This window comes from Glutamicibacter protophormiae, assembly GCF_014647495.1.
Classification (GTDB): domain Bacteria; phylum Actinomycetota; class Actinomycetes; order Actinomycetales; family Micrococcaceae; genus Glutamicibacter; species Glutamicibacter protophormiae.
In genome coordinates, this window is the sequence record NZ_BMPH01000003.1 from 258,247 (window position 1) to 276,507 (window position 18,261).

At 66.7% G+C, this 18,261-nt stretch carries 20 protein-coding genes and 1 tRNA gene; 11 read left to right on the forward strand and 10 right to left on the reverse strand.

The annotated features are described in order from the left end of the window. Positions 1–5 precede the first annotated feature (5 nt). The 3 genes from IEY43_RS05525 (at position 6) to chrA (ending at position 3,304) form a co-directional block, all read left to right on the forward strand. Positions 6–935, forward strand: a complete 930-nt coding sequence (locus tag IEY43_RS05525; RefSeq protein ID WP_188947607.1) for a GNAT family N-acetyltransferase — start codon at positions 6–8, stop codon at positions 933–935. A gap of 82 nt (positions 936–1,017) precedes the next feature. Then, positions 1,018–2,025: a DMT family transporter gene (locus IEY43_RS05530; protein ID WP_188947608.1), complete on the forward strand. Its 1,008-nt coding sequence runs from the start codon at positions 1,018–1,020 to the stop codon at positions 2,023–2,025. 55 nt (positions 2,026–2,080) lie between these two features. Next, entirely contained in the window at positions 2,081–3,304 is a 1,224-nt protein-coding gene (gene chrA, locus IEY43_RS05535) for a chromate efflux transporter (RefSeq protein WP_188947609.1), read from the forward strand. Here the strand turns inward: chrA and IEY43_RS05540 are convergent. The 3 genes from IEY43_RS05540 to IEY43_RS05550 are packed head-to-tail and all read right to left on the reverse strand — an operon-like array spanning position 3,258 to position 4,562. Continuing rightward, entirely contained in the window at positions 3,258–3,848 is a 591-nt protein-coding gene (locus tag IEY43_RS05540; RefSeq protein ID WP_188947610.1) for an RDD family protein, read from the reverse strand. The two genes, chrA and IEY43_RS05540, sit on opposite strands and share 47 nt — an antisense overlap. A 51-nt stretch (positions 3,849–3,899) precedes the next feature. Beyond that, the gene (locus IEY43_RS05545; RefSeq protein WP_188947611.1) at positions 3,900–4,181 is read right to left on the reverse strand and encodes a putative quinol monooxygenase; all 282 of its coding nucleotides are present in this window, start codon (positions 4,179–4,181) and stop codon (positions 3,900–3,902) included. A gap of 27 nt (positions 4,182–4,208) precedes the next feature. Continuing rightward, positions 4,209–4,562: a GNAT family N-acetyltransferase gene (locus IEY43_RS05550; protein ID WP_188947612.1), complete on the reverse strand. Its 354-nt coding sequence runs from the start codon at positions 4,560–4,562 to the stop codon at positions 4,209–4,211. Between the two features lie 395 nt (positions 4,563–4,957). Here IEY43_RS05550 and IEY43_RS18120 point away from each other — a divergent pair, with 395 nt between their 5' ends. After that, the gene (locus tag IEY43_RS18120) at positions 4,958–5,473 is read left to right on the forward strand and encodes a Na+/H+ antiporter NhaC family protein (RefSeq protein WP_209550386.1); all 516 of its coding nucleotides are present in this window, start codon (positions 4,958–4,960) and stop codon (positions 5,471–5,473) included. Between the two features lie 26 nt (positions 5,474–5,499). Continuing rightward, positions 5,500–6,393, forward strand: coding sequence for a Na+/H+ antiporter NhaC family protein (locus tag IEY43_RS18125; RefSeq protein WP_209550437.1), 894 nt, complete (start codon positions 5,500–5,502; stop codon positions 6,391–6,393). A 36-nt stretch (positions 6,394–6,429) separates the two neighbouring features. On the opposite strand, the gene IEY43_RS05560 is transcribed toward IEY43_RS18125, so the two are convergent. Next, positions 6,430–8,103: a DUF5671 domain-containing protein gene (locus IEY43_RS05560; protein WP_188947613.1), complete on the reverse strand. Its 1,674-nt coding sequence runs from the start codon at positions 8,101–8,103 to the stop codon at positions 6,430–6,432. 2 nt (positions 8,104–8,105) lie between these two features. Beyond that, a complete protein-coding gene (locus IEY43_RS05565) occupies positions 8,106–8,567 on the reverse strand; it encodes a hypothetical protein (RefSeq protein ID WP_188947614.1) in 462 nt (153 codons plus the stop codon). 85 nt (positions 8,568–8,652) lie between these two features. On the opposite strand from IEY43_RS05565, the gene dusB reads away from it, so the two are divergent. The 4 genes from dusB (at position 8,653) to IEY43_RS05585 (ending at position 13,226) form a co-directional block, all read left to right on the forward strand. Then, on the forward strand, positions 8,653–9,855 hold the full coding sequence (gene dusB / locus IEY43_RS05570; protein ID WP_188947615.1) for a tRNA dihydrouridine synthase DusB: 1,203 nt from the start codon (positions 8,653–8,655) through the stop codon (positions 9,853–9,855). A gap of 65 nt (positions 9,856–9,920) precedes the next feature. Next, complete coding sequence (locus IEY43_RS05575) at positions 9,921–11,204, forward strand: deoxyguanosinetriphosphate triphosphohydrolase (protein WP_188947616.1); 1,284 nt, start codon at positions 9,921–9,923, stop codon at positions 11,202–11,204. Between the two features lie 9 nt (positions 11,205–11,213). Continuing rightward, on the forward strand, positions 11,214–13,097 hold the full coding sequence (gene dnaG, locus IEY43_RS05580) for a DNA primase (protein WP_188947617.1): 1,884 nt from the start codon (positions 11,214–11,216) through the stop codon (positions 13,095–13,097). Between the two features lie 53 nt (positions 13,098–13,150). Further along, positions 13,151–13,226, forward strand: a tRNA-Asn gene (locus IEY43_RS05585). A gap of 54 nt (positions 13,227–13,280) precedes the next feature. Here IEY43_RS05585 and IEY43_RS05590 read toward each other — a convergent pair. Then, positions 13,281–14,102, reverse strand: coding sequence for a hypothetical protein (locus IEY43_RS05590; RefSeq protein WP_188947618.1), 822 nt, complete (start codon positions 14,100–14,102; stop codon positions 13,281–13,283). 198 nt (positions 14,103–14,300) lie between these two features. Here IEY43_RS05590 and IEY43_RS05595 point away from each other — a divergent pair, with 198 nt between their 5' ends. After that, the gene (locus tag IEY43_RS05595; protein WP_188947619.1) at positions 14,301–15,122 is read left to right on the forward strand and encodes a DUF4190 domain-containing protein; all 822 of its coding nucleotides are present in this window, start codon (positions 14,301–14,303) and stop codon (positions 15,120–15,122) included. Between the two features lie 76 nt (positions 15,123–15,198). Here the strand turns inward: IEY43_RS05595 and IEY43_RS05600 are convergent, their stop codons facing one another. From IEY43_RS05600 to IEY43_RS05615, 4 genes are read right to left on the reverse strand one after another with little or no spacing between them, the layout of a single operon-like run. Beyond that, the gene (locus tag IEY43_RS05600) at positions 15,199–15,966 is read right to left on the reverse strand and encodes an ABC transporter permease (RefSeq protein ID WP_188947620.1); all 768 of its coding nucleotides are present in this window, start codon (positions 15,964–15,966) and stop codon (positions 15,199–15,201) included. Then, positions 15,963–16,733 (reverse strand): ABC transporter ATP-binding protein, encoded by a 771-nt coding sequence (locus IEY43_RS05605; RefSeq protein ID WP_188947621.1) that lies wholly within the window; start codon positions 16,731–16,733, stop codon positions 15,963–15,965. Before IEY43_RS05605 ends, IEY43_RS05600 begins: the two co-directional genes overlap by 4 nt. A gap of 2 nt (positions 16,734–16,735) precedes the next feature. After that, complete coding sequence (locus tag IEY43_RS05610) at positions 16,736–17,107, reverse strand: DUF1048 domain-containing protein (RefSeq protein ID WP_188947622.1); 372 nt, start codon at positions 17,105–17,107, stop codon at positions 16,736–16,738. Positions 17,108–17,110: 3 nt separating this feature from the next. Then, positions 17,111–17,446, reverse strand: coding sequence for a PadR family transcriptional regulator (locus IEY43_RS05615; RefSeq protein ID WP_188947623.1), 336 nt, complete (start codon positions 17,444–17,446; stop codon positions 17,111–17,113). A gap of 178 nt (positions 17,447–17,624) precedes the next feature. On the opposite strand from IEY43_RS05615, the gene IEY43_RS05620 reads away from it, so the two are divergent. Continuing rightward, positions 17,625–18,254 (forward strand): maleylpyruvate isomerase family mycothiol-dependent enzyme, encoded by a 630-nt coding sequence (locus IEY43_RS05620; protein WP_188947624.1) that lies wholly within the window; start codon positions 17,625–17,627, stop codon positions 18,252–18,254. Positions 18,255–18,261 lie beyond the last annotated feature (7 nt).

The following is an 18,261-nucleotide window of genomic DNA, read 5'->3' on the forward strand; positions in this document are numbered from 1 at the left end:
GCCCGATGAATGAACTGGAATTCCGCCCCTGGCGTTCCGGGGACGACCTTGAGCTGCTGCAGATCTTCGGCGACCCGCGGTCCCCGCAGGCGCACCAGGATCGCACCATGCTGCGCGAGAACAGCGATGCGCCGTTTTCCCGCACGCTGGTGGCCACCGTCGATACGGTGGCCGTCGGCGCGGGTGTCGTCTTCGCCTCGTCGCTGCACCCGCAGCGGCTGTGGTTGTACGTCGAGGTCGCCCCGGACATGCGCCGCAACGGCGTGGGCACCGAACTGGTGGCGCGGCTGCGCGAGCAGATCCCGGCGGGGACCGCGAGCGAGCTCAAGGCCCGCTACACCGTGACCGCAGGCGACAGCGCGCAGGCCGCCGCGGCGTTCTGCGCCGCGCTGGGCCTTGGCGAAATCCAGGTCTCGCGCGATGTCATCATCGAACCCGGAGCCCTGGCGGAACCGGTGTTCGACACCAATGACCGCGTCATCGAGGAGCTGTCCACCGGCAGCGTGGAACTGACCCGCCTGGTCATGGACTTCTACAATGCGGTGCACGCCGACTGGGATCCGGCGGCCATGACCGTGGGCTCGGCCCAGCGCATGCTGCTGGACGAGAACACCGGGGCGCAGGCCGCGCTGGTGCTGCGCGACAAGCCGAAGACCGAGGGCGGGGTGCCGCTGGCCTTCGCCGTCAGCTACATCCCGGCCCGCGAGAACGCCCCCTCTGACGTGCTGGTGGGCCACAACCCGGCCTTCAGCGACGACGAGGTGGCCGAGGCGGTGCGCGACATGGTCGCCATGCTGGTCTACCAGCACCCGGTGAAGCTGGAAGTCGACTCGTCGATGTTCGTGCTCTCCTCGCTGGTCGATGCGCTGGCCAGCGTGGAGCAGGCCACCGTCATCTCCACAACCCACATCATGGCCAGCGACGCAGCTCGCTAGCCTTGGCACACCGCAACGGGACCTGCATTGCAGGTCCCGTTGTCGTTTTTGAACCGGACATCCACTGCACGAAAGCCAGCTTTTGACCTCCCGCACCACCACGCCGGGCTCCCGCACCGGCGGCACCCTGCTTTTCATCCTGCTCAGCGTCGGCTCCGGGCTGCTGCTGTCCATCCAGTCGCGCATCAACGGCGCGCTGGCCACGGCGTTGGGCGACCCGATCGCCGCGGCCACGTTCAGCTTCGGAGTGGGCCTGCTGGCCCTGGTGCTCACCGCGCTGTCGGCGCCCACGGCCCGCCGGGGCGTGCGGCGGATCCCCGCGGTGCTGCGCGAGCGCCGGTTCCCCTGGTGGTACCTGGCCGCCGGAGCCGTCGGCGCGATGATCGTGTTCAGCCAGTCCGCCACCGTCCCGCTGATCGGGGTGGCGCTGTTCACCGTCTGCCTGGTCACCGGTCAGTCCATCGGCTCCATGGTGATGGACCGCGTGGGCTTCGGCGGGGCGGTGCCGCGCAAGATCAACTTGCTGCGCGTGATCGGCGTGGTGCTGACCATTGCGGGTGTGGTGTGGGCGGTGAACCCCGGCGCGGCCGGAACCGAGCTGTCCAGCCAGCTGCTGCCCATGGGCTTCGCCCTGCTGGTGGGCATGCTGATGGGTTTCCAGGGCGCGGCCAACGGGGCGCAGTCCGCGGCCTACGGCAGCGCGATCGCCGCCACCCTGGTGAACTTCGTGGTGGGCTTCGCGGTGTTGGCCGCCGTGCTGCTCACGCGCCTGGCCGGCGGGGTGGAGCTTGCGCCGCTGCCCACCGAGCCCTGGTACTACATCGGCGGGCTGCTGGGTTGCATCTTCGTGGGGCTGACCGCCACGGTGATCAAGCGGCTGGGGGTGCTGGTCACCAGCCTGGCCGCGGTGGGCGGGCAGCTGGTCGGCTCGCTGGTGCTGGACATCGTGGTGCCGGCCGCCGGCAGCCACGTGAGCACCGCAACGGTGCTGGGAACCCTGCTGACCCTGCTGGCGGTGGCGCTGGCCACGGTATCTGGGGCTCGCGGGACCACCGCCGCGGTGGAAACCCGGCAGAAGATCCACCGCTAGTTCCGGACGAAGCGCCGTTTACCTGGCGTTTTCCTTGCCCGCGTAGGCTGATTCCATGAACAGCGAGCAGCACACCCAAACGGGGTCGGCCTGGGAAGTGTTCCGCGTCTTCCTGAAGCTTGGATTAACCTCTTTCGGCGGGCCGATAGCGCATCTGGGCTACTTCCGCACCGAGCTGAGCGAACGCCGCCGTTGGGTCACCGACACGCAGTATGCGCAGCTGGTGGCCCTGTGCCAATTCCTTCCCGGGCCTGCCTCCAGCCAGGTGGGTTTCGCCCTGGGCCTGCACCGCGCCGGGATGCGCGGAGCGCTGGCCGCTTTTGCCGCCTTCACGCTGCCCTCCGCGGTGCTGCTGGCCCTGTTCGCCTACGGCGCCTCGCTCTTCTCCGGGACGATTGGCGAGGGCTTGCTCTCCGGGCTGAAGATCGTGGCGGTGGCCATCATCGCCCAGGCGGTGCTGGGCATGGCAAAGACCCTGACCCCGGATGCCACCCGCGCCTCGATTGCGGTGGCCGCCGCGCTGGCGGCCCTGCTGCTGGGCGGTAGCCTGGGACAGGTGCTGGCGATCGTGCTGGGCCTGGCGGCCGGCTACTTCCTTTGCCGCACGCCCCAGCCTGCACAGGCAGGCAGCTCCGAGGCGCCGCTGCGTTTCACCGTCAGCCGCCGTGCCGGAGCTTTCAGTCTGGGCGCGTTGGCCCTGCTGCTGGTGGGCGCCCCTATGGCGGCGGCCGCCACGGGGTGGGGAGCGCTGTCGCTGTTCGACGCGTTCTACCGCTCGGGCGCGCTGGTCTTCGGCGGCGGGCATGTGGTGCTGCCGCTGTTGCAGGGCGCGGTGGTGGACACCGGCTGGGTCTCGAACCAGGATTTCCTGGCCGGATACGGGGCGGCGCAGGCAGTGCCAGGGCCGCTGTTCACCTTCGCCGCCTATCTGGGAACCATCTCCACGGTGGGTCCCGGCGGCGTGCTCGGTGCCGCGATCGCTCTGGCAGCCATCTTCCTTCCCGGCTTCCTGCTGCTGGTGGGGGTGCTGCCGTTCTGGAACGAAGTATCAGCCCATCCACGGGCGCAGGCCATCATGCGCGGAGCCAACGCGGCGGTGGTGGGAATCCTGGCCGCCGCGCTGTACGACCCGGTGTTCACCAGCGCGGTCACGGGACCCGGGCAGTTCGCCCTGGGCCTGGTGTGCTTCGTGCTGCTGGTGTCCTGGAAGATTCCGCCGTGGAGCGTGGTGGTTATCGGCTCTTTGGGAGGAGTTCTGCTGGCGCTGCTCGCAGCCTGACCACCTTGGTTCCGGCCGCCAGATCATGCGGTCCGCGACCCTCGCGCTGCAAACCGACCATCAGCAGATAGACCGCCGGCAGCACATCGGCGAAGACCGCCACCGCGTACAGCCAGGCCGGGAATATGGAGCTGCCGGTGGATGCAATGGCCACGAAGTGCCAGGCTGAGAAATGGGCGATCTCCCACGGCAGCAGCTTGACGACGGTGCGCAGCAAGATCCGCGGTTTGGATGCCTGCCCGCCGCTCCGCGCATCGACGACCCGCAGATTCAGCTGGCGTTTGCCGAGCGTGGCCTGCGCGGCGGAGGATTCCGAAAGGTACAGGTAGACGCCCACGGGAAGCACCAGCACCACGAAGCCCAGCAACTGGGCGCCACCGGTTCCCAGCTCGAGCCAGTTGTAGATCTTGCCGGTGGACAGCCACAGCAGGACGGTAGCCAGAGCAAGCACCACCATCCACCCGAGGATCAACAGGTAATCCACGAGCGAGGCCAAAACCCGGCTCCAGAAAGTGGGTCTGGTCGACTCCTGCACGGCCGCCATGCCTGTATGCTAGCACGGCTGCACTGTGAGGGCCATGGGCGGCAGAGGTGATCAGTCCAGCCCGCTGATCTTGTAATCGCGGGCGATTGAGCTGGTCATCCGTCCCCACAAGCTCGACGCTGCGCGCTCCTGATGGGCCTTGAACGCTTCCGGATCGGTGAATTCTTCCTCAACCGACCAGACCAGCGGATCCTGCGTGGGGGATACCTCGAAAGAGATGCAGCCCGGCTCATTGCGGGTGAGCTCGACATGCTCCGGGAGATGGTCGATCACCACATCGGCTTCTGCAGTGTTTGTGCACAGCAGCAGCCCGTTCAAACGCACGTTGTCCATTCGGCAGTCCTCCAAGTCCCGATGATTCTAGGCGAGATTCTTCCTCATTTTGATGCTCGTGGTTTCATAACTGAGCAATTCATGCAGACCCCGCGTCGAATGGTTGATCCCGAACACGCTCAGCCCGAGTGTGGGTGCGCCCTGGGACCGTGCGTAGTCTTCAGACAAGAGCATGCCTTCCTCGCCGCAGCCCTTGCCGCGGTGCTCCGCTTCGATCAGGATGTCCCGGACCCACCAAGCGCTGGGGTCATTGGACTGGTCGCGTCCGATCCAGAGGCAACCGACCTCGGAGCAAGCCGAATCACTCAAAATGAAAATCGCATTTGCGACGGTGGCAAGCCTCGCCGGGAACGCATCTCGAACGCTTGCCACGGCAGCCATGCGCGAACAGAGCTGGGTTCCAGTGCTGAGGCATTGAGGGACATCATCGAATTGTGACTTGACCTGTCGCGTTGCACGGCGTTCACGGCTGAAACCGGGTTCGCCGTGCGTTGCAGATCTTTGCTGACGCAGCTGTGCAGGTGCTGGAGATGAACAAAAATTCTGTTCATTTTCATCGGTGGCCTTCCGCCGGATCCGTCATGCCTGGATTCCGATGAAGAATTCGAGGCGCGGCTGCAACGGCTTTTTCCTTGACAGCCATGGGTACGCGACCGAAACTGGCAATTACTGGTCATCATCTGGTTCCGGCACGTCTAACGGCCGGCATCGCTGGAGAGGCATGAAGCATGAGTGCTGGGAATGCTGGAAGTGAACGGAACGTCAAGGACCCAACGATGCTTGATGCGCTGGTGCCGCTGTTCTCCATGATCCTGCTCATCGCCGCCGCCTTGCTGGTCTTCGGCCTGGAAGCCTTGGACGGTCCGATCCAGGTGGCGCTGGTGGCGTCCTGCCTGGTGGTGTCCCTGGTCGCCCTGAAGAACGGCCACCAGTGGTCCGCGGTGCAGCAGGCAGGCCAGTCCGCGCTGGCGTCCATCACCTCAGCGGTGTTCATCCTGCTGGCCGTAGGGGCACTGATCGGCACCTGGAACTTGTCCGGAACCATCCCCACCATGGTGTTCTACGGTTTGGCCGTGCTCTCTCCGGCGTGGTTCTATCCGGCGGCCGCGCTGATCTGCGCACTGGTGGCGCTGAGCATCGGAAGCTCGTGGACCACCGCCGGGACCATTGGCGTGGGGCTGGTGGGGATCGCGGCCATGCTGGGTGTCTCCCCGGCGATTACCGCCGGGGCGGTCGTCAGCGGAGCCTATCTGGGAGACAAGCTTCCCCGCTGTCGGAAACCACCATCCTGACCGCCCAAATGGTTAAGGCCGACGTGATGACCCACATCAAGGCCCAGGCCTGGACCTCGGTGCCGGCCTTCGGGCTGGCCATGGTGTTCTTCACGATCCTGAGCCTGACCGGCGGGGCCGATTCCGTGCCGCCGGCGCCGACCGAGGTGGAACTGGACAAGCTCGGCGAGGTCTTCGCGATCACCCCGTGGAACCTGCTCCCGCTGCTGTTGCTGGTGGTCCTGTCCGTCAAGAAGGTGCCGGCCTCCATGGCCCTGTTCTTCTCCGCGGTATTCGCGGGAATCACCGGCGCGATCCTGCAGCCCGGGGTATATGCCGCCTTCGTGGGGCAGGAAGCGCTCGGCGTCCTCGACGCCGTCCGCGCCGTCTGGCAGGCGCTGGCCACGGGATTCGAAACAACCACCGGCCTGGCGGACATCGACAGGCTGCTCTCGCGCGGCGGCATGGATTCGATGCTGCTGACCCTGTGGCTGATCATCGGCGCGGTCACCTTCGGGGCGCTGATGGACGAGCTGGGACTGATCTCGCGGATCACCGAACCCATGATCGCGCGGGCCAAGAGCCGCGGCGCACTGTTCCTGACGGTGTTCGCCTCGGCCTTCGGCCTGAACATCGTGGCCGGGGACCAGTACATCGCCCTGGTGCTGCCGGCCCGCACCTACCGGGCTGAGTTCGCCCGGCGCTCGCTGGCCCCGACCAATCTCTCGCGGCTCTGCGCCGACTCCGGCACCGTCACCTCCGCGCTGGTTCCCTGGAACTCCTGCGGGGCGTTCATGGGATCCACCTTGGGGGTGGCCACCGTGCTGTACCTGCCGTTCGCGTTCTTCAACATCTTCTCGCCGCTGCTCAGCGTGCTGTACGGATTCACCGGGTTCAAGATCGTGCACACGGAGCCGGAACCGCTGGAATCCGGCAGCTGACACGAAAGGCGCCTGCGGAACAGACTGCGCGGGGGATCAGTCCGCCAGCTCCGTGAAGCTCACCTGGCCGTCGGGGCTGGCCACGGCCAGCAGCGAACCGGGCCGGGTGGACAGGGCCTCGGTGATCCGGTTGGCCAGCTGCTGGGTGATCTCCTCGGGCAGCCGCGGACCGCTGGACGCGATCCAGCGCACCGCGAGGCCTTCGGTGAGCTGCAGCGTGGACAGCAGGTGGTCGCTGCCGTGCGGCGCGACCACGATCACCGTGCGTACGTCCGCCGGGGCCGGTTCGGCCGGTGCCGGGGAGTCCTCGGCCGGGGCGGCCGGGGCCTGCAGCCGGGCGGCGGCCAGCCGTTCCCGGTCCGACTTCCACAGGGCGAAGTGGTAGGCCGATACACCTGCGGTGGCGAGCAGCCATCCCAGCGGGGCGCGGATGTAGTCCAGCAGGTTCAGCGCCGGGCTGGCCCCGCCTACCAGCATCTCGAACACCCGGTAGCCGACAATCAGCAGGGCCACCAGCGCGACGACGGCGCTGACGCCGAAGAACAGCACCAGGTACACGCGCCGGGATTCGGGATCGGCGGGGGAGCCGGGCTGGAAGTACTTCACCCAGAACAGGATTCCCACCAACGCCAACGCGATGCCGGTGCGCAGCACCGAGGGCGCGGTTTCGGAATTCAGCGGGGAGGAAATCGAGGCCAGCAGCGCGTTGACGACCATGCCCAGGCCGCTGGCCAGCAGCGCCAGCGAGATGCCGCTGATGATCTGCCGGGACACGGAGACGACCAGCGTCCCGCGGCCCGCGAGCTGCCAGTGGTGGTAGGTCCAGAACATGGCGCCGGACAGCAGTGCGGAGATCGCCAGCGGGCCGAAGCTGGCGAACCTCTCGCCCATGGCGCCGATATCCCACGGCAGCGGGATGATGATGTTCAAGGCCGCGGCGGCAGCCAGCAAGGTGGCCAGCGCGGCCAGGCAGACGCCAACCAGCATTACCACGAAGGAGGTGAAGACATCGCGCAGCGTCTGGACCCGCTGCAGCTTCCAGTGCCAGAACCACAGCACGGCGGCGCCCACGGCCCAGACCACCGCGCCGAGCAGGCGGGGCAGCGGGCTCTGGCCTAGCAGCGTGATGGCCGGGACGAAGATCAGCTCCAGTGCGGTGCGCAGCGCCATGGCCAGCGAGAATCCGGCCAAGCCCAAGGCGTAGGCGTTGCCCAGGGTCACGGCCAGGTGCGGGAGTTCGCGCGGCGCGTACTTCACCGAATTCAGCATCCGGAACTGCCAGAACGTGATCAGGCCCCAGCCAAGGACGGTGCCGGCCCTGTCCTGCCAGGTGTCGGCGGCGGTGCCGCCGACCAGGCTGGAGAGCAGCTGGAGCAGGGCGGTGGAGGACATGATCAGCGCGATCAGGTAGACCGCCGAGCCCTGCATGGACCAGATCGCCGCATCGGTGGGATGGGCGGTGACCAGCTTCCTGCGGATCCATACCCAGAGCGCCCAGGCCAGCGGCCCCGGAATGACGGTGAAGGCCAGCGCGGTGGCCAGGACCAGCTGGCGGTCCTCGTCCACGGCAAGGCCGCGCAGCGACATGCTGATCAGCAGGGACAGGCCGATGCCCAGCAGCACGAGCAGGATCAGCAGCAGCCCGTGCAGGATCAGGCCGCGCAGGGCGTTGACGGTCTGTCCGGTGGCGGTTTTCGCAGGTGCGCTCATTGCTAGAGCCCCAATTCTTCCGCGGTGCACAGGCTCATCTGCCACGGGGCGGCGGTGATCAGCCAGGTGCCGTCGATCTTCTTCAGTTCGAAGTTCTCCTGCGACTCGTAGGATTCGAAGGGCAGCGCCCCGTCGGTGGCATAGGCGATGGACACCGTGATGGTGGAGCTGCGGTCGGTGGTGACCTCGCGGATCAGGCTTACCTGCGCGGCGCCGTCCTCCGTGAGGTAGTTGACGCAGTCCTGCTTGTCTTTCCCGTCTTCAACAAGTGCCTGCGCTGCGGCCAGGTCCGAGGACTGGTAGGCGAGCACGTAGCGCTGCACGACCCCTGCCGGGGTGTCGGCTTCGCGCAGCGGCGGGGCGGGGCGCAGCGAAACCACGATCAGGGCGGCTATTATCAAGCCCACACTCGCCGTCACCAGGGCGATCAGCGCGCCCCTTGCCGGCACAGAAATACTTGTCATAGTCTAATTTTCTGATATTGCCGATGGATAAACCAGTTTCGTGACGTTGCGGTTTGATCAAGATCTCACCGCAGGATTTGCCCCCATGGGCGATAATGGAGTGGTGACGATCCTGACTGATGTGCAAAGCGAAACGCCGACCCTCAAGCTGCCTCCGCTGCAGCTGGGCAAACTCACCATCGAGACCCCGGTGGTCCTTGCCCCGATGGCCGGCGTGACCAACCGCGCCTTCCGCCGGCTGTGCCGCGAATACGGCGGCGGACTGTATGTCACCGAGATGGTCACCGCCCGCGCGCTGGTCGAGCGCAACCCGGAATCCATGCGCATCATCTCCCACGACGCCGACGAGGACATCCGCTCCATCCAGATCTACGGCGTGGATCCGGCCACCGTGGGCGCCGCCGTGCGCTTGGTGGTGGAGGAGGACCGCGCGGACCACATCGACTTGAACTTCGGCTGCCCGGTGCCCAAGGTGACCCGCAAGGGCGGCGGCTCGGCCCTGCCCTGGAAGTCCGACCTGTTCACTTCCATCATCGAGGCGGCCACCCGCGAAGCGGCCAAGGGAGATGTCCCGCTGACCGTGAAGATCCGCACCGGCATCGACAACGACCACCAGACCTACCTGGAATCCGCCAAGATCGCCCGCGACCACGGCGCCGCCGCGGTGACCCTGCACGCGCGCACCGCGGGCCAGTACTACGCCGGCCACTCCGACTGGTCGGCCATCACCACCCTGCGCGAGGCCATGGACGATATGCCGGTGCTGGGCAACGGCGACGTCTTCAGCGCCGAGGACGCCATCGAGATGGTGGAGCAGACCGGCGCCGCCGGCGTCATGGTCGGCCGCGGCTGCCAGGGCCGCCCGTGGATCTTCGGCGACCTGCAGGCGGCCTTCGAGGGCCGTGCCGAGCGCATCCGCCCCGGCGTGCGCAAGGTCGCGGACACCGTGTACCGCCACGGCGAGCTGCTGGCCGAGTTCTTCGAGGACGAGGGCAAGGGCATGCGCGACATCCGCAAGCACATCGCCTGGTACTTCAAGGGCTACCCGGTGGGCGGGGAGATCCGCTCCCAGCTGGCCCAGGTCCCGTCCCTTGAGCGCCTGCGCGAACTGCTGGACCAGCTGGACCTGGACCTGCCGTACCCGGGCGACGCCGCCGAAGGCACCCGCGGACGCGCCGGCCACCCGAAGAAGACCCACGTGCCGGACGGCTGGCTGGATTCGCGCAACATGACCGATGCGCACCGCGAAATGATCAAGGCCGCGGAGCTGGACATTTCCGGCGGCTAGGCCCGCAGCTACGCCGACGGTGGATAAACCCGGCGGCCCGCCAATTAGTCACTAGACTTGGAGCTATGACTCAGATCCCCGGATACACCGACATGGATGCGGAACGCTGGGTGCCCGAGCCGGCCAAGAAGTCCTACCGCACCGCCTTCGAGCGCGACCGCGCCCGCGTGCTGCACTCCTCGGCGCTGCGCCGGCTGAGCGCCAAGACCCAGGTGGTCGCCCCGACCCAGGACGACTTCGTGCGCAACCGGCTGACCCACTCCCTGGAAGTGGCCCAGGTGGGCCGCGAACTGGGGGCCGCGCTGGGCTGCGATCCGGACGTGGTGGACACCGCCTGCCTGGCCCACGACCTGGGCCACCCGCCCTTCGGGCACAACGGGGAGAAGGCGCTGGACAAGCTCGCAGCGGACATCGGCGGGTTCGAGGGCAACGCCCAGACCCTGCGGCTGCTGACCCGGCTGGAGACCAAGACCTTCAGGCACAACGGCCACTCGGCCGGGCTGAACCTCTCGCGCGCCTCGCTGGACGCTGCCTGCAAATACCCGTGGCTGCGCGCCGACGCTCCGCAGGTCGACGGGAAACCCACCCGCAAGTTCGGCGTCTACGCGGATGACGCGCCGGTCTTCGACTGGCTGCGCTCGGTGCCCGAGGCCCAAACCGGCGTGGTGTGCATGGAGGGACAGGTCATGGACCTGGCCGATGACATCTCCTATTCGGTGCATGACGTGGAGGACGCCATCGTCGGCGGCAACCTGCAGCTGCGCTGGCTGAAGAAGGATGCCGCCCGCACCCGGGCGCTGCAGGTCACCAAGGACTGGTACCTGCCAACCACCGCGGACCAGGACATCGAGGCGGCGCTGCGCCGCCTGGAGCAGAGTCAGGAATGGGTGGCGCACTTCGATGGCTCGCGCCGTTCCATGGCCGGGCTGAAGGACATGACCAGCCAGTTCATCGGGCGCTTCGCGGCGGCCGCCATGGACGCCACCCGCGCCCGCTACGGCACCGGCCACCTGACCCGCTACAACGCGAGCCTGATCGTCCCGGAGGAAACCGAGCACGAGATCGCTGTCATGAAGGGCATCGCGGCCAGCTACGTGATGACCTCGGAGGGGCGCCAGCCGCTCTACGACCAGCAGCGCACGCTGCTGGCCGAGCTGGTGGAACTGCTGCTGGAGACCGGCAGGGACAACCTGGAGCCGATCTTCGCCGCGGACTGGGAGGACGCGGCGGACGCGGACGCGCAGCTGCGCGTGGTGATCGACCAGGTCGCCTCGCTCACCGACGTCTCCGCCACGCAGTGGCACTCCTATCTGGTCAAGGGCGAGGCCCCGGACGCAACGCTGTTTTAGAAGGGAATCATGGCAGGGCTGATCAAGCGCGAAGACATCGACGAGGTGCGCAACCGCACCGACCTGCGCGAGGTCGTCGAATCCTATGTCACGCTCAAATCCGCGGGCATCGGATCCTTCAAGGGCCTGTGCCCGTTCCACGACGAGCGCAGCCCCTCCTTCCACATCCGCCCGCAGCTGGGCACCTTCCACTGCTTCGGCTGCGGCGAATCCGGCGACGTCATCGCCTTCATCCAGAAAATGGACCACTCCTCCTTCACCGAAACCGTGGAGCTGCTGGCCGCCCGCATCAACTACGAGCTGCATTACGAGGACGGCGGCCCGGGCCCGCGCCGCGAGGACTACGGCAAGCGCCAGCGCCTGGTCGATGCGCACAAGGTCGCCGAGGAATTCTTCCGCACCCAGTTGGAAACCGGCGAGGGTGCGGCGGCGCGCGAGTTCCTCACCGGCCGCGGCTTCGACGCCGAGGCGGTGGCGCACTTCTCGGTGGGCTACGCGCCCAAGGGCTGGGACGGGCTGCTCAAGCACCTGCGCAGCCGCGGCTTCGTGGACGAGGAGCTGAAGCTCACCGGCATGTTCTCCGAGGGCAACCGCGGGATCTACGACCGCTTCCGCGGCCGGGTGGTATGGCCGATCCGCGACCTGTCCGGGGCCACCATCGGCTTCGGCGCGCGCAAGCTCTACGAGGACGACCAGGGCCCGAAGTACCTGAACACCCCGGAAACCCAGCTCTACAAGAAGTCCCAGGTGCTCTACGGCCTGGACCTGGCCAAGAAGCAGATCTCCAAGGGGCGGCAGATCGTGGTGGTGGAAGGCTACACCGACGTCATGGCCTGCCATCTGGCCGGCATCACCACCGCGGTGGCCACCTGCGGCACCGCCTTCGGCACCGACCACATCAAGATTTCGCGCCGTCTGCTGCAGGACGACGGCACCGGCGGCGAGGTGATTTTCACCTTCGACGGCGACGAGGCGGGCCAGAAGGCGGCGCTGCGCGCGTTCGAGGAGGACCAGCGCTTCATCGCCCAGACCTACGTGTGCGTGGAGCCGACCGGGGTAGACCCCTGCGATCTGCGCCTGCACCGGGGCGACGAGGCGGTGCGCGAGCTCATTGCGAACAAGCGGCCGCTGTTCGAATTCGCCATCCGCGCCGAGTTGAAGAAGTTCAACCTGGACACCGTGGAGGGGCGGGTCCAGGCCCTGCGCCAGACCGCGCCGATTGTCGCGGCGATCCGCGATTCGGCCATCCGCCCGGCCTATGCCCGCGAACTGGCCGGCTGGCTGGGCATGAACAACGAGGACGTCAACCGGTCGGTGGCCGCGTCCATCAAGCGGGCCAAGCTGCCGCGCAACACCCCGCCCGCGCAGCCCCAGGCCCAGGCCCAGGCGCAGGCGCAGGGCACCCCGAGCGCTCCTGCCTTCGAGCGCCCGGACCAACGCGACCCGGTGATGCGGCTGGAACGCCAGGCGCTGGAAGTGGTCATCCAGCAGCCGCAGCGACTGACCGACGAGCAGTGGCAGGCCTTCTATGAATCGCGCTTCATGGCCCCGGCCCACGCCGCGGTGCATGACGGGATCGTCGCCGCCTCCACCGCTGGCGCCTCGGCCGCTTCCTGGGTGGAAGTCATCCGCGAGGAGGTGCCCGAGCAGCTGCGCAGCTTCGTCTCGGAGCTCGCCGTGACCGTCATTCCGGCGCTGGACGAGCACAACCTGAACCGGTACTGCTCGGACATCATCAACGGCTTGATTGAGCTTCAAATCACACATCGCAAGGCGGAGTTGATCGGCCGGCTGCAGCGGGCCGAAATGGACCCGGATGGCGAGGAATATTCACAGGTCAATAAGGAATTGATGGAGCTGGAGATGCGCCGGCGGATCCTTCGGGGAACCTAGCGCGCCGATTTTGCATTCGGGAAAACCTCGGGTAAAGTTATATCTCGTTGCAATCCTCCATAGCTCAATTGGCAGAGCATTCGACTGTTAATCGAAGGGTTACTGGTTCAAGTCCAGTTGGAGGAGCCAAGGAAAATCTCCCAGCCGTTTCATACGGCTGGGAGATTTTTGTTGTGCCGGAAATCAGTGCTCCCAGAGCCTGCGGGATTCCAGGTACCAGAAGTAGGCGAAGAGCCCGATCTGGAACCATTCGATGATGAACACCGCCTGCCGCACACCCAGCCATACGAGCACCGGCCAGGCAGCCAGGCCCGCCCCCATCAGCCACAGGATCCCGGCATAGTGGATCCGCCGCCCGCCGCTGGTGTCGTGCTCGCACAGGCCGCCGGCGCCCAGATGGCTGGCGATCGCCAGGGCCATCGAGCAGACCAGCAGGAACGCAGCGGTGACATGGACGCCGGCGAAGTACGTGCCCTCGACAACCCGCCAGAGCACCAGCAGCAGGAAGACTGCCAGCAACACTGCACACAGGATCATCAAGAACCGCCGCCGCGGCGTGCCCAGCAACTCGGGGCCCGGCCAGCGCCTGGTCCTCCACCCCAGATAGGCGAAGACGGCCGTGACGACGAGTACGGCGATGATGGCCACGCGCACGGACAGGATGGAACGTGTTCGCCCCGCCTCATCGAGCAGGGCCAGCGAGGCCTCGAAACGGGTGGGAACCAGCGCGACGAACATGGCGTAGAACCCCGCCAGGTTCAGGGCCAGGTCCTCCACCGGCGGACCGGAATACACCACCAGCAGGATGCCGGTGCTGACCACCATGGCGACGAACAGGTCCCGGGCCGGCCCGAGGTAGTAGGAGCTGATCGAGTCCTCGATCCGATGGTTCACCACCGCGTAGACGAGAATCGCAATGATCAGCAGCAGCGGCACGACCAAAAGCATCAGCCGCACGTAGCGCAGGGTCTCCAGTCCATCGGGACGATCCGTCATGTTGCCCATATCCGCATTCTGCACCGGGACCGCGTGGCCTGGCTAGGGGACAGGGGCGGCAAGGCCGGCAGCGGGCCATAGTGTCGGTCGCGCTTGGCATGATGAAGTCCAGGTCGTTCCAGACCTCGGCACGCAGAAGGACATCACTTCCCGCCGCTGCCGAAACCCGGTGCGCTGGGCGCGCCATCATCACTCGAGGAATCATTCATGTCTGTTGGAAATCAGCTGGACCCCGGCCACCAGATGCCGGCACCGGCTCCCGCCCCGGTCGCGAAGTCGTCGGCCGGCAAGGGCCTGGGCGTCGCCGCCCTGGTCATCGGCATCGTTGCACTGTGCCTGTGCTGGGTGCCGATCGTCAACAACTTCGCCGCGGTGCTGGGCTTCATCGCCCTGGTCCTCGGCGTCGTCTCGCTGGCCATCGCGTCGAAGAAGAACGGAGGCAAGGGGCTGGGCGTCGCCTCGAGCATCATTGCCGTTGTCGCCATCGTGCTGGTGTTCGTGACCCAGGCCGCCTACGTGAAGGCGTTGGACGGGTTGTCGGCGGCCATCGAGGATGCCGGCGACGGCGAAGTCGCCGCTTCGGAAGAGGTGCTGGAACAGGCGCAGGATCCTGCGCAGGCCCTGGACCTGGGGCAGGCCGCCGCGATCGGAGAATACACGGTCCGCGTGGATGCGGTGAACCTGGAGGCGGACAAGGAAATCGCCGCCGCGAATCCGTTCAACGAAAAGCCCGAAGGCCAGTACGTGCTGGTTGACCTCGCCACGGAGTACAACGGTGCCGAGGAAGGCGACCCGTGGATCGACCTGACGGTCGAGCTGGTCGGCTCCGACGCGCGCATCTACAGCACTGCGACCAACATGGCGGTGACGGAGCGCCCGGCGACGGACGTGCCGACCCTGACCGCCGGGGGCGAGGGCTCCTACCAGCTGGCCTTCGACGTGCCGGCCGCAGCCGTCGAGGACGCCAAGATCCGCGTTACCGAAACGCTGTCCTTCAAGGACGAGTCGGGCCTCTGGGCCACCAAGTAGTTCCAGAGCGCCCGAACAGCCGCAGGATGCAATCCTGCGGCTGTTCGTTGTCCGGCGCTGCTTGCGGCCTGCAGGGTCAACCGCGGGTCTTGCGTGCGAAGACGTAGAGGGAGAGGCCCCAGGCCGCTGCGAGCAGGCCCAGCAGCCAGGCCGCGGAGACCCAGATCGATGCATCCACGCCGCTCCCGGTCAGCAGCGAGCGCAGCGAATCGACGATGGCGGTGATCGGCTGGTGCTCGGCGAACCAGGCCACGGCCTTGGGCATGGAATCGGTGGGGACGAACGCCGAGCTGATGAACGGCAGCAGGATCAGCGGGTAGCTGAACGCGCTGGCCCCGTCCACGGTTTTGGCGCTGAGTCCGGCGATGACCGCGACCCACGTCAGCGCCAGGGTCGTGGCCAGCAGCAGGGCCGCGACGGCCAGCCAGTCCAGGACGGAGGCCTGGGCGCGGAAGCCCGCCAGGAAGGCCACGCCGATGACCAGCAGCAGGGAGATGGCATTGGCCGCCAGCGAGGTCAGCACATGGCCCCACAGTATGCTGGACCGGGAGATGGGCAGGGAGCGGAGCCTGAGCATCATGCCTTCGGACATGTCCAGGAACAACCGGTAGGAAGTGTAGGCGACGCCCGAGGCAATGGTGATGATCAGGATTCCCGGGAGCATGTAGTCTACATAGGATTCGCTGCTTCCGGTGTTGATCGCCCCGCCGAAGACGAAAACGAACAGCAGCATCATGGCGATCGGCGTGATCGCGGTGGTGATGATGGTGTCGGGGCTGCGCAGAATGTGGCGCAGGGAGCGAGCGGTGAGAAGACGGGTGTCGTGCAAGGCTGCGCTGCTCATGACGTGGCTCCTTCCGGGGTGCTGGCGGAACCGACGAGGTTCAGGAAGATGTCTTCCAGCGTCGGTTCCTTGGCAACGTGTTCGATCGTGGCCGGGGGCAGCAGCTTGCGCAGATCGGCCAGGGTGCCTTCCTGGATGATGGTGCCGTCGTGCAGGATGGCGATCCGGTCCGCCAGCTGTTCGGCCTCGTCCAGGTACTGGGTGGTCAGCAGGACGGTGGTTCCGGAGGCGGCCAGTTCCCGGATGATGTGCCAGGTCTGGATCCGGGATTGCGGATCCAGCCCGGTGGTCGGCTCGTCCAGCAGCACGAGCGGCGCGCCGCCGACCAGTCCCATGGCGAGGTCAAGCCGTCTGAGCATGCCCCCGGAATAGGTCGAGGCCCGGCGCGATGCGGCTTCGGTGAGGTCGAAGCGTTCGAGCAGCGCGTCGGCTGCGCGCTCCGGATCGGGTTGCCGACGCAGCCTGGCGAGCAGGAGCAGGTTTTCCCGGCCGGTGAGCACCCCGTCAATGGCGGCGAACTGCCCGGTCAGGCTCAATGACTCGCGCACATGGCGGGGCTGGGTCGCGGTGTCGAAGCCGTTGACCAGTACCTGCCCCGCATCGGCGGACAGCAACGTGCTCAGGATCTGGACCAGCGTGGTCTTGCCCGCTCCGTTGGACCCGAGCAGTGCGTAGATGCTGCCGGGCTGAACGACCAGGTCCACGCCGCGCAGCACGTGCAGGTCCTTGTAGGACTTGTGCAGCCCGTGGACCTCGATTGCCTGCATGGCTACTGCCCTTCTTCCTTCCGTTCGGCCTGGTCGATTGCCTCGATCAGCCGTGTGCGTTCCTTGTCGATCCAGCGCTGGCCTCCGTAGGCCGCGGTGAATTCCTCGGCGAACTCCACCGGGTTTTCACCGACGATTTCGCGTACCGGGGTGCCGGCCGCGGCGGCGCCCTCGAAGAGATCGGCCAGGTCGCCGAGCATGGCGACCAGGATGTCGCCGTCCGTGACCCCGCCTTGGTAGAGGAAGTAGCGCTGCAGCGCGGCGGCGGTTTCCTTGTAGGGGGAGGCCAGCTCCTGGAGCCGTGCGGCATTGCGCTTGTACTGCTTTTTCTGTTCCAGGGATCCGGTCATCATTTCGATCCATTTGGCTGCCATGATTCAGCGTCCTTTGCTGTTGTGGGGGAGGTTTTCAATGCGGCTGACCAGCTGGTTCCACGTGGACCAGAAGTCCTTGAGCTGGGCCCGGCCCGCGTCGTTGAGGGTGAAGACCTTGCGCGGCGGCCCCTTGGCGGAGGGGACCTTGTCCACCGCGACGAGCTTCTTGGTTTCAATGCGAATCAGCAGTGCATAGATGGTGCCTTCGGCGATATCGGTGAAACCGCGTTCTCGAAGTTCGGCGGTGATTTCGTAGCCGTACGCGGGGCGTTCGGCGAGGATCGACAGCACAATGCCTTCGAGGGTGCCTTTCAGCATTTCGGTCATCTGTGTTCCCATGGCATCTCCTGTCTACTTAGCGATGTTGAGTACAGGTAGATAGTAGAACTAAGTAGCAGTAACTAGCAATACTTAGTAGTGAAGTTTTTTCCTGTTCAAGCAAAAGCGATTCCCACAGGGGACTGGAACACGCAAATTTTCCGGACGAAAGAACCCGACAACGAACTAGGCTGGGGCCATGGAAAACGCAGCCCGATGGCGGTTGATCGATGAGGAACGCCGGCGCCTGGACAACGTGCTGGCGGCGCTGGAGCCAGGGCAATGGGAACTGCCGACGCTGTGCGGGGACTGGGACGTGCGGCACGCGGTCGCGCACCTCAGCGCGGCCGGGTCCACCGCGACCCCGCGATGGCTGGTGAATATGGCGCGCTCGGGGTTCAACACCGACCGGCATAACGCGCGGCTGCTGGCCGGGCAGCTGGGGCGGGACTGGTCCGAGACCCTGGAACGCTATCGCCTGGTCTGCACCCGCCGCATCGCCCCGCTGGGATCCAGCCAGGGCCTGCTCGGCGAGGTGCTGGTGCACGGGCAGGATATTACCAGGCCGAACAAACTGCGCCTGGACCCCTCTGTCCCGGCGGTGCGCGAGGTCGCAGAATTTTTCGCGGCCAAGGATTTCGCGGTGAACAGCAAGACTCTGTCTAAGGGGCTGGCCCTGGTCGCGCTGGACGACGAATTCTCCGCCGGCTCCGGCCCTCAAGTGCGTGGAACCCTGCTGGACCTGGTGATGGCGATGGCCGGGCGGCGCGAAGCCTGCAACCGGCTTGAAGGCGAAGGCGTCGCGGCCCTCGCCGCCCGGATCGGGTAGGCGCCGC

Bases quoted from the DNA above. Each gene is read 5' to 3' on its own strand.
- IEY43_RS05525 (WP_188947607.1), top strand. From the start codon at position 6: ATGAATGAACTGGAATTCCGCCCCTGGCGTTCCGGGGACGACCTTGAG.
- chrA (WP_188947609.1), top strand. From the start codon at position 2,081: ATGAACAGCGAGCAGCACACCCAAACGGGGTCGGCCTGGGAAGTGTTC.
- IEY43_RS05540 (WP_188947610.1), bottom strand. From the start codon at position 3,848: ATGGCGGCCGTGCAGGAGTCGACCAGACCCACTTTCTGGAGCCGGGTT.
- IEY43_RS05545 (WP_188947611.1), bottom strand. From the start codon at position 4,181: ATGGACAACGTGCGTTTGAACGGGCTGCTGCTGTGCACAAACACTGCA.
- IEY43_RS05550 (WP_188947612.1), bottom strand. From the start codon at position 4,562: ATGGCTGCCGTGGCAAGCGTTCGAGATGCGTTCCCGGCGAGGCTTGCC.
- IEY43_RS18120 (WP_209550386.1), top strand. From the start codon at position 4,958: ATGCTTGATGCGCTGGTGCCGCTGTTCTCCATGATCCTGCTCATCGCC.
- IEY43_RS18125 (WP_209550437.1), top strand. From the start codon at position 5,500: ATGACCCACATCAAGGCCCAGGCCTGGACCTCGGTGCCGGCCTTCGGG.
- IEY43_RS05560 (WP_188947613.1), bottom strand. From the start codon at position 8,103: ATGAGCGCACCTGCGAAAACCGCCACCGGACAGACCGTCAACGCCCTG.
- IEY43_RS05565 (WP_188947614.1), bottom strand. From the start codon at position 8,567: ATGACAAGTATTTCTGTGCCGGCAAGGGGCGCGCTGATCGCCCTGGTG.
- dusB (WP_188947615.1), top strand. From the start codon at position 8,653: ATGGGCGATAATGGAGTGGTGACGATCCTGACTGATGTGCAAAGCGAA.
- IEY43_RS05575 (WP_188947616.1), top strand. From the start codon at position 9,921: ATGACTCAGATCCCCGGATACACCGACATGGATGCGGAACGCTGGGTG.
- dnaG (WP_188947617.1), top strand. From the start codon at position 11,214: ATGGCAGGGCTGATCAAGCGCGAAGACATCGACGAGGTGCGCAACCGC.
- IEY43_RS05590 (WP_188947618.1), bottom strand. From the start codon at position 14,102: ATGGGCAACATGACGGATCGTCCCGATGGACTGGAGACCCTGCGCTAC.
- IEY43_RS05595 (WP_188947619.1), top strand. From the start codon at position 14,301: ATGTCTGTTGGAAATCAGCTGGACCCCGGCCACCAGATGCCGGCACCG.
- IEY43_RS05600 (WP_188947620.1), bottom strand. From the start codon at position 15,966: ATGAGCAGCGCAGCCTTGCACGACACCCGTCTTCTCACCGCTCGCTCC.
- IEY43_RS05605 (WP_188947621.1), bottom strand. From the start codon at position 16,733: ATGCAGGCAATCGAGGTCCACGGGCTGCACAAGTCCTACAAGGACCTG.
- IEY43_RS05610 (WP_188947622.1), bottom strand. From the start codon at position 17,107: ATGGCAGCCAAATGGATCGAAATGATGACCGGATCCCTGGAACAGAAA.
- IEY43_RS05615 (WP_188947623.1), bottom strand. From the start codon at position 17,446: ATGGGAACACAGATGACCGAAATGCTGAAAGGCACCCTCGAAGGCATT.
- IEY43_RS05620 (WP_188947624.1), top strand. From the start codon at position 17,625: ATGGAAAACGCAGCCCGATGGCGGTTGATCGATGAGGAACGCCGGCGC.